Source organism: Novosphingobium sp. PASSN1 (assembly GCF_002278815.1).
In genome coordinates this window covers 265,396-273,705 of the sequence record NZ_NKIS01000008.1, presented here as the reverse complement: position 1 = coordinate 273,705, position 8,310 = coordinate 265,396, and the positions used below count along the sequence as shown (strand labels likewise).

Genomic DNA, 8,310 nt, shown 5'->3' with positions numbered 1-8,310 from the left:
ACGGCGCCGCTCGGGCCCCGAAAATACCGTCACCTGACCCACCGACCGCTCCAAAGCACACTCTTAAGAGCACGCTTAAGAGCGCTCGCTACCTACCCGCGCAAGGCGGCCCCCGCCGGATGGATACGTGCTTCATCACCGTCGGCTATTTTTCGATCAGAACTGCGTCAATGGCGTAGACGATCCCATTCAGCCCGATTGCTGTGCAGACCGAACCTCGCCAGAAAAGGTTCGGTCAAAGAAAATGGCAGATTTCTGGGATTTTTGGCTTCCAGATACAGCTCCGAGTTTGTGATCCTCTCGGTAGGCGGTCGATCTTTCCAACTCTTGAGCGGTGAGCGGGCAAAGGGCGGTGAAGAGCTATTCTGCCTGAAAATGGCAGAAATCCGAGGTTTTTATGGACGTCACCTTGTCGACGCAGAGCATGGGAGACAGTTCGTTTCGCAACTCGGTGCGTTGGCGGAGCGGGAGTCCTACTCAGTGAGCTCTAAAGAGCTCCAGTGAGGCATTATTTATTAATGTGCCACAATAAGTTAGATCGTAATTGACTCTTGTAAGCTCCAGTAAGCTCTAGTACCATCTAGCCCTGAAAGGTGGGTAAGAAGGTGGGTAGAAGCGCTGCGGCTGCGTTGACAGCAAGGCAGGTCGAGACCTCGACCAAGGTCGGGTATACAGCTGACGGGAAACAGCCGGGCTTGAACTTGCAGGTCACGCCCGGTGCCAGCGGCTACGCCCGGTCATGGGTATTTCGCTACACCAGCCCGACGTCTGGTAAGCGCCGTGAGATTGGTCTGGGACCGGTATCAGTTCGGGGCCTCGCGGCTGCTCGCGACTTGGCTGGGCAGCTCCGCGCGCAAATCCTCAGCGGGCTAGACCCGAAGGAAGAGCGGGATCAGGTCAAGGCAACGCGCGCCAGTGCAGTGCGGGATCGACTGACGTTTGAGCAGGCTGCCGCGCAGTGCATTGCCACCAAGCAGCACGAGTGGAAGAACGAGAAACACCGGCACCAGTGGGCCGCTACCCTCAAGACATACGCCTACCCGTCCCTAGGGGCGCTACCTGTCGACCAAATCACTATGGAGCAGGTGCTGGCGGTCCTCGAACCGATCTGGACCACCAAGACGGAAACGGCCACTCGTCTGCGGCAGCGCATTGAAACCGTCATGGACTGGGCGAAGGCGCGCAAGCTGTTCACCGGCGACAATCCGGCCTCATTGAAGGGAGGGCTAGGGCAGTTGCTCCCGAAGGCGAGCAAGATTGCCAAGGTCCAGCACCAGCCTGCTCTGCCCTACCAAGAGGTTCACGCGTTCGCGCAGGCTCTGCGACGCAAGCGCGGCATTAGCCCCAAGGCCTTCGAGTTTCTGATCCTTACGGCGGCGCGCTCCGGCGAGGTGCTAGGGGCAAAGTGGGACGAGATCGATCTTGCGGCCAAGGTCTGGACGATCCCAGCCGAACGCATGAAAGCAGGGCGAGAGCATCGGGTCCCCTTGAGCGCCAGGGCGATCACTATCATCATGGAAATGCAGGCTGGGCGGCAGTGCGACTACGTGTTCCCCGATCCTAGCGGTAAGAAGGGCATGTCCAACGGCGCGCTGCTAGCGGTCATCAAAGGGATGGCCGGTTACACGGCTTATGTCCCGCACGGGTTCCGCTCCACATTCCGGGACTGGGCGGCGGAGACGACGAATTTCGCGAACGAGACGCTCGAACTGGCGCTGGCGCATACGATCCGAGACAAGGCAGAGGCGGCATATCGCCGCCAAGACCAGTTGGAGAAGCGCGTCGCCTTGATGGAACAATGGGCAGGCTACATCAATCGCCCTCAGGTGGGCATCGCGGCCGTCCAACTCGGGCTAGCAATCGCTTGACGCAGGGTAAGAAGCGAGGCCGGCCAAGTAAGGGAGCGGTTTTCATGGACGGATCACCGCTAAAGGGTCGTGGTCTCAGCCCTGTCGGTGTAGCAGTAGGGATTGGCCAGCGAGAGTTCTTTGCCAATCTGCGGAAGGAGTATCGGGCTGGGCCTTGTGTAAACGTCGGCCTTATTGCGAACGTGATTAAGTACGCGGACGGTGATCCGCTCGATGATGGAGCTCGAACTCTGGCTGAGCGCGCGATGGCTGAGGCAAAAGCGAAAGCCAATGTGCAATCATCCAGCGGAGGCAAGGAGCGGTCCGCTTGCAACCATGAGGTGAAAAAGGCTGTCATTCGCGACCATCATGATCTGTTCGATAAGGTCAGGAGTGGTGGGCTTTCCGTCAGTCGGGCTGCGCAGTTGCTTAGATCTCGCCTCGTCAGAAGCAGAAGGGATGGCTGGAAGCCCTCTGTTCGCACTTTGAATGATTGGTTCGCGGAATACCGAACCAGATAACTTTGCAGGTGCCATCGATAGAAAATTCGCAGCCTGCTTCTGCACACCTTGCCAAGAAGGAGTGTTAAGATGCAGCAAGAGATTAATGACATTGCACGGGGGATGTCCGTTAGCATTTCTCGTATCGTGAGGGCTGCCGAGGTTCGCGAGAGGCTCGGTGTCGGTGCCTCGACGCTGTCAGCGATGTTGGCAGCAGGCAAGTTTCCTAAACCGTTTCCGATTTTCCCTGGTGGGCGGGCTGTTGGCTGGCGTGAGTGCGAAATCGAAACGTGGCTCCAGCAGCGTCGCAGCGAGGCGGAGGCCGGTCATGAATAAGGTGGGAGCGCAGACTGGTGTGCAGTCGCCTACGCATCACTGTGCCACCTGCACCTTCGCTGAGATCGGCGGTGCAGAGGGGGAATGCCGCAAGCTCCCGCCGCGCCTTATCAGCGATTACTCTCGCCAAGGCAGGTGGCCGACGGTGCATTCAACCGACTGGTGCGGCGAGCACTCTCCGAGGGCCAAGGCGTGAGCGCCTACCCCACAGCCAACGAGGTGGTGCCCCGTGAGCCCATAGCCAACTCGGAGTTCTTTCTGGACCATGTGCGGCGGGGTGCGGGGGTTCTCTGCACGTCGGATGAGGCTGGCAAGTGGCGTCAGTATCCGTTCGCCGAGCCCAGCGAGGCTCTTACATTGGTTGAGCGGTTCAAGGACGAGCGTGACATCTACGTCACCATGGGCACTCTCCGCGAGGGTGCGACGAAGCGTATCGCAGAAAACATCGTTAGCCTCTGCGGCTTCTTCGTCGACCTCGATTGCCATGGGAAGGATGGCGAGTACGCGAACATCAACGTGGCCTCCGATGCCCTGCGGAGCTTCTGTAAGTCCGCCGCTCTCCCTAAACCCGACTATATCGTATCGTCGGGGCATGGACTGCATGCTCATTGGACGTTTCATGACGCGATCCCGCGTGACATCTGGCAGGAGATAGCGAACGAGCTCAAGACGCTGATGCTGGCTCACGGTCTCAAGGCCGATCATCAAGTGACGGCTGATCCGGCTAGGGTGCTGCGTGTGCCGTGCACATACAATTTCCGGGACAGAGCAGAGCCGACTGAGGTCGAGTTGCTGCCCATTCCCAGTCTCGCAGAGCCCACCACGCTCAGTGAATTCCGTTGTTCGCTTCGTCAGGCACTTGGCAAATCGGCTATTGCCTGCCGGGGTTCATCGAACCGTCCGCAGTCGCCTTTGATGGCACTCATCAAGAATGAGCAGAGAGCGCTGGCAGACACGCCGGGAAATATTGAAGTGGTGCGGCGCATGCTCGACTGCCTGAGCCCTGACAGCGACTATCCTGTATGGCGGGATGCTCTCTGGGGAGTCGCTGCGACAGGCTTTGCTTCAGCGCGCTCCATAGCACTTGATTGGAGCCAGCGCGGGGACAAATGGGAACTGCAAAGGTTTGAAACGGTGTGGAACAGCTTCACCCCCGACCGCAATGGCTCGATCGGCTTTGGCACCCTCGCAAAACTGGCTCGCGATGCCGGATATGTCGGGAGTTTCCCGACAACGACCAGTGCAGCCGCGCTCCCTGCCCAGTCTCGGGCACCTTCGCAGTTTCGCCTGCTCGACCGTTCGGCCATCATGGCTCAGCCGCCGCTTCGCTGGCGCGTGAAATGGTTGTTCCCGGAGACCGGTATCGGTGCGGTCTACGGCCCTAGCGGTTCCGGTAAGTCCTTTCTTGGTTTCGATCTTGGCATGTCCATCGCGGCTGGTTCCAAGTGGTTCGGCTACCGCACGACTGCTTGTGCCGTGACATACGTCATTCTTGAAGCGGAGTCTGGGCTCCGGAACCGAGTGCAGGCATGGGAGGCTCACAACGGCACGGTGGTGCCCTCTGGCTTCAAGGCCATCGCGCAGCCGTTCCAACTGGCTGAAGCGGAGCAAGTGGAAGAACTGGGGGCGATCCTCCCCCAGGGCGGTGTTGTTATCATCGACACGCTCAACCGCGCCGCGCCGGGGCTGGATGAGAACTCCAGCCAAGACATGGGGCGCATCCTCGCAGGCATGAAGCGCTTGCAGGAGATTACTGGCGGCTTGGTGCTTGTCGTGCACCACACGGGCAAGGATGCCTCAAAAGGCCTGCGGGGGCATAGCTCGCTGTTTGCAGCCCTCGACGGAGCGATTGAGGTCGAGCGCAGCGCGAACGGACGCCGCTGGTCCGCTGCGAAGGTCAAGGACGGCGAGGACGGGACGGCCATCACGTTCGCGCTGCATGTCGTTGACCTTGGCAACGACGCGGATGGCGACCCCATCACCAGTTGCGCTGCTGGTCCTGATACGGGGGCTATCTTTCGCCCGAACCCGCCGGGCGGGAAGCATCAGAAGGAAGCTCTAGCGGCAATCCGGCATGCACTTAGTACCTCCGTCGCCTTTGGTCAGGGCGGAGCGGACCCGCAAACTGCCTGCCTGCGGATCGATGACGCTGTGACGCAGGCTAGCACCGCTATGGTGGGCGTAGAAAAGAAGAGGCGGTCGAGCCGCGCTCGCGAAGCAGTGCAGGGTCTGATCAGTGGGGGGCACCTCCAGCGTGGGCTCGATGCATCGCAGGATGAGTGGGTGTGGCTGTAAAGACCAAAAAAGGGTGGACCGAAGACCGTCCCCTTAAGGGGGACCGGTCTTTTCGGTCTCGGTCCGCTGGACCGATCGGACCGTTTTTGAAGATTCGGTCTTTTCGGTCTGCGACTTCAAAGAGGTCAGCGCGCAATTCTGCCAGTGCCCTTCCAGCCCGCGCCTCGGCTGCTGCAATGTAAGCAAGCTGCTCATGCCCCTGCCCAACATCACCTCGGGTAAGACCCGGCGCTGCAAGGCCAAGTGCAAGGCGCGCGGTGAAGCCCAGTGCTTGAACCCAGCCGCGTACGGGATGGGTGCCTGCCGATATCATGGTGCAAGAAAACCTGAGACGGTCAGGCGAGGCGCGGACCACCCGCAGCATAGGCACGGAGGCGAGACGCTGGAGGCCAAGGCCGAGCGCAGCATAAAGCTTGCGGAGCTCCGCGACCTTGAGGCACTATCATTCGCATTGGGGCTAGCCATCGGACCGAGATGGCGGGGTAGGAAGCCTAAGCGGGCGGATTAAATTTAGGGCGGCAGCGCGAATGTTAGTCTGCGAGGGGGGCTTCTGTGTGACGATCCAAGCGCCCTAAAATCATAAACGCGAGTTCGATCAATAGGGAGTTTAAAATGTTGAGCGGGCCATTGTTAGCAGTATTTATGACCATAATACCATTCGCAGTAGCGGGTTTTGCCTTCCAAAAAGTCGCTGGACCTGCCGAGGGGCGGACTCGGAGAAGACGTTATACTGCTTGGGGCTTGGCGCTATGCTTGGCTTGGGGTGGGGCATCATTAATGAAGGATTATGTCTCACTCTTTTATGCGCTTGACCGGATCAGCGCCAACAAGGCTTTAGGCCTTTTTCTGGGCTTGACACTCGCTATCGCCATTATGTCCGCAATTGGCGCCGGAATCGGATATCTGCTCGCGCTTGTTACGGATAAAGTGAAGGGGCCTTCTGACTAAGCTTTGGCCTTCCGTTGCCGGATGGTGATCAAAATCATGTTCATGCAGGAAGCGGGGGTATCTCAGCAAAGCGGGGGTGGCACCCCGGTAGAATCTGGCTTTTCGGGATTTTCGATGGGGGTACTGACATCCACGCAGCGCTGATGGCAGCATCAATCCACAGGTGATCAAGTGCTGGTGGTAGGAGCTCAGTTTACCGACGCCTTGAGCAGGCTATGCACCAACTATGAGACACGTCATTCGCGCACTGGCGCTGGGCCTTGCGCTTCCCGCATTTTCTCCCGCAGTGGCGCAGAAAGCCCCATCACCCGAGCAGGTTCTCGCCGATGCCGCGCGCTACACCGTCAAAATTCAGGTTCAGAACGAGATCGCGTTCAATCAGGACCAAGGAGGTGCTGGCGCAGGGACTGGCTTTCTCATCGATCGCAAGCGCGGATGGATCCTGACTAACGCCCACGTTGCAACCCGCTCACCCAGTGTGGTCAAGGTATCCTTCAAGGGTGGGCAGCAGATTGAGGCCAAGCGAATTCACGTGGACCCTCTCGTCGACCTCGCAGTCCTATCCATACCAGCCCAATCCATTCCTACCGCCGCGACTGAAGCAGGCCTCGACTGCGATAATCTGCCTCCATCTGGGGCATCTGTGCTGGCTTATGGCCACCCCTGGGGGCTATCGTTCACGGCATCGCGCGGCATTGTCTCGGGTATGTCGTGGTTTTTTCCTAGCCATATGGTCCAAACCGATGCCGTCGTGAATAGTGGCAACTCGGGTGGTCCGTTGATCAGCCTCTCTAGTGGCAAGGTTATCGGGGTTAACACCTCAACCTATAAGCAGGACGACAAACAAGAAAACGCTACGGCAGTCGGATTGGCGGAACCCATGCCCGCGATCTGTCGCATACTTGGCTTGCTGAAAGCTGGTGCTGATGCGCGGCTGCGGATGCCCCCGTTCGCCATCGCCACTTCCGGCGATGACCTTCGTCCACTCGTGGCGGAGCTTTTCTCGGGTGGAAGCGGTTTTCAGATAGGTGACATTGTCACCCGCGTGAATGGCGGACCGGCTATCACCACCTATCCTGATCTGCTTAGCCAATTGCGCGGCCTGAATGATGCCGCGACCTTCTCGGTCGACCGAGCAGGCAAGTCCGTTGATGTTCTAGCGCCGCTACGCGTGGTCGCTGATCCATTGAAGGTGCGGAACCTCAATCTGTCAGGCCTAGTTATCTCAGAACCGTGGCGGCTGGATAACATCGAGGTCAACCCGAGCCATCACCTCGTCGTCGACTGGTACGAATCGGGCGAAGAAGCCGCATCGACCGATGCGCTGATCTCTGACTTCATAGTAAGCGTCGACGGGCGCGAATTCAGTTCTGTAGATACGCTCTATGGCTATCTTGATGGCCTGCCTTCCGACGCGAACGTAAGCTTGATTCTCAAGCGAGCTTCCTCGGCCTCCGAATTTCACCGTGAGTTTCGGCATATTACGCTGAGCCGACGCAAGCTGGAATGGGTTGCAGCTCAATAGGCAACCCGAAGGAGGTTGGCGTGGGGCTGAGATGCTGGAGGCCAAGGCAGAGCGCAGAAAAAGGCTTGCGGAACTGCGCGAGCTTGAGGCACCACCATTCGCATGGGGACTAGCTACCGGACAAAGGTGGTGAGGCAAGAAGTCTACTTCGGTAAGCAAAAAGGGCCTATTCGGATGGATGCTTTCTAATTTATGGGGGAGGATTTTATGAAACGATTCGTGGTGGCTTCAGTAATAATGGCATTAATGGGCTGTGATAATGCACCCCAAGAAACAGGCTCGACCTGCACTTCTGAAATGAATTTAATACATAAAAGATATGTGTGCGATGCGTATGAAGGTTTGGCGGAAAATCCGGAGATTTCTATAAATTTGGATTTATTGACGCAAACTGCAAATAAATACGCCAATTCAGAATATAGATTTACAGGCGGTTCATGTGCGCGATACGTCCCGATGACCACTGGCGAGGCGGAAAATTTTTTAAAACAATGTTGATGAATCAATCTAACTTGGCGTCACAAGCGCTCGCTTAGTGAGCAAGATTGTATGCAGAAGAGAACTGCGGGTCCCATCTGACCAAAGCGGGGGGTGCCACCCCGGTAGGGTCTGGCTGGTTAGGAATTTCGATGGGGGTGGGGGTGCTGATTCGGAAGTGGATCAAGCTACATCCATAAGGTGGGTTCAAAGGTGGGTAAGGCCCGAAGTTATCCACTAACCCATTGATTCTATTGGATCGGTGGCGGAGACGGAGGGATGTAATCACAGTTGAATATAAATGGAAAAATTGAGGGATGAGAAAATTGCCATAGTTTTAGCCATAGTTCTGCGTGCGGCTGTCTGCGAATTGATACGAACC

6 protein-coding genes are annotated in these 8,310 nt (G+C 57.8%); all 6 read left to right on the top strand.

All coding sequences use genetic code 11. The features are described from left to right. The first annotated feature begins 593 nt into the window (after nt 1-593). The 6 genes from CFE35_RS15125 to CFE35_RS15100 all read left to right on the top strand — a co-directional run bounded on the left by CFE35_RS15125 (nt 594) and on the right by CFE35_RS15100 (nt 7,949). Nucleotides 594-1,868, top strand: a complete 1,275-nt coding sequence (locus tag CFE35_RS15125; RefSeq protein ID WP_366557155.1) for an integrase arm-type DNA-binding domain-containing protein — start codon at nt 594-596, stop codon at nt 1,866-1,868. Between the two features lie 569 nt (nt 1,869-2,437). Continuing rightward, nucleotides 2,438-2,683 (top strand): AlpA family phage regulatory protein, encoded by a 246-nt coding sequence (locus CFE35_RS15120; RefSeq protein WP_292931708.1) that lies wholly within the window; start codon nt 2,438-2,440, stop codon nt 2,681-2,683. Between the two features lie 192 nt (nt 2,684-2,875). Beyond that, nucleotides 2,876-4,978 (top strand): AAA family ATPase, encoded by a 2,103-nt coding sequence (locus tag CFE35_RS15115; RefSeq protein WP_292931706.1) that lies wholly within the window; start codon nt 2,876-2,878, stop codon nt 4,976-4,978. Nucleotides 4,979-5,755: 777 nt separating this feature from the next. Beyond that, complete coding sequence (locus CFE35_RS15110) at nt 5,756-5,926, top strand: hypothetical protein (RefSeq protein ID WP_292931704.1); 171 nt, start codon at nt 5,756-5,758, stop codon at nt 5,924-5,926. A 226-nt stretch (nt 5,927-6,152) separates the two neighbouring features. After that, nucleotides 6,153-7,451: a trypsin-like peptidase domain-containing protein gene (locus CFE35_RS15105; protein ID WP_292931702.1), complete on the top strand. Its 1,299-nt coding sequence runs from the start codon at nt 6,153-6,155 to the stop codon at nt 7,449-7,451. Nucleotides 7,452-7,658: 207 nt separating this feature from the next. After that, the gene (locus tag CFE35_RS15100) at nt 7,659-7,949 is read left to right on the top strand and encodes a hypothetical protein (RefSeq protein WP_292931700.1); all 291 of its coding nucleotides are present in this window, start codon (nt 7,659-7,661) and stop codon (nt 7,947-7,949) included. Nucleotides 7,950-8,310 lie beyond the last annotated feature (361 nt).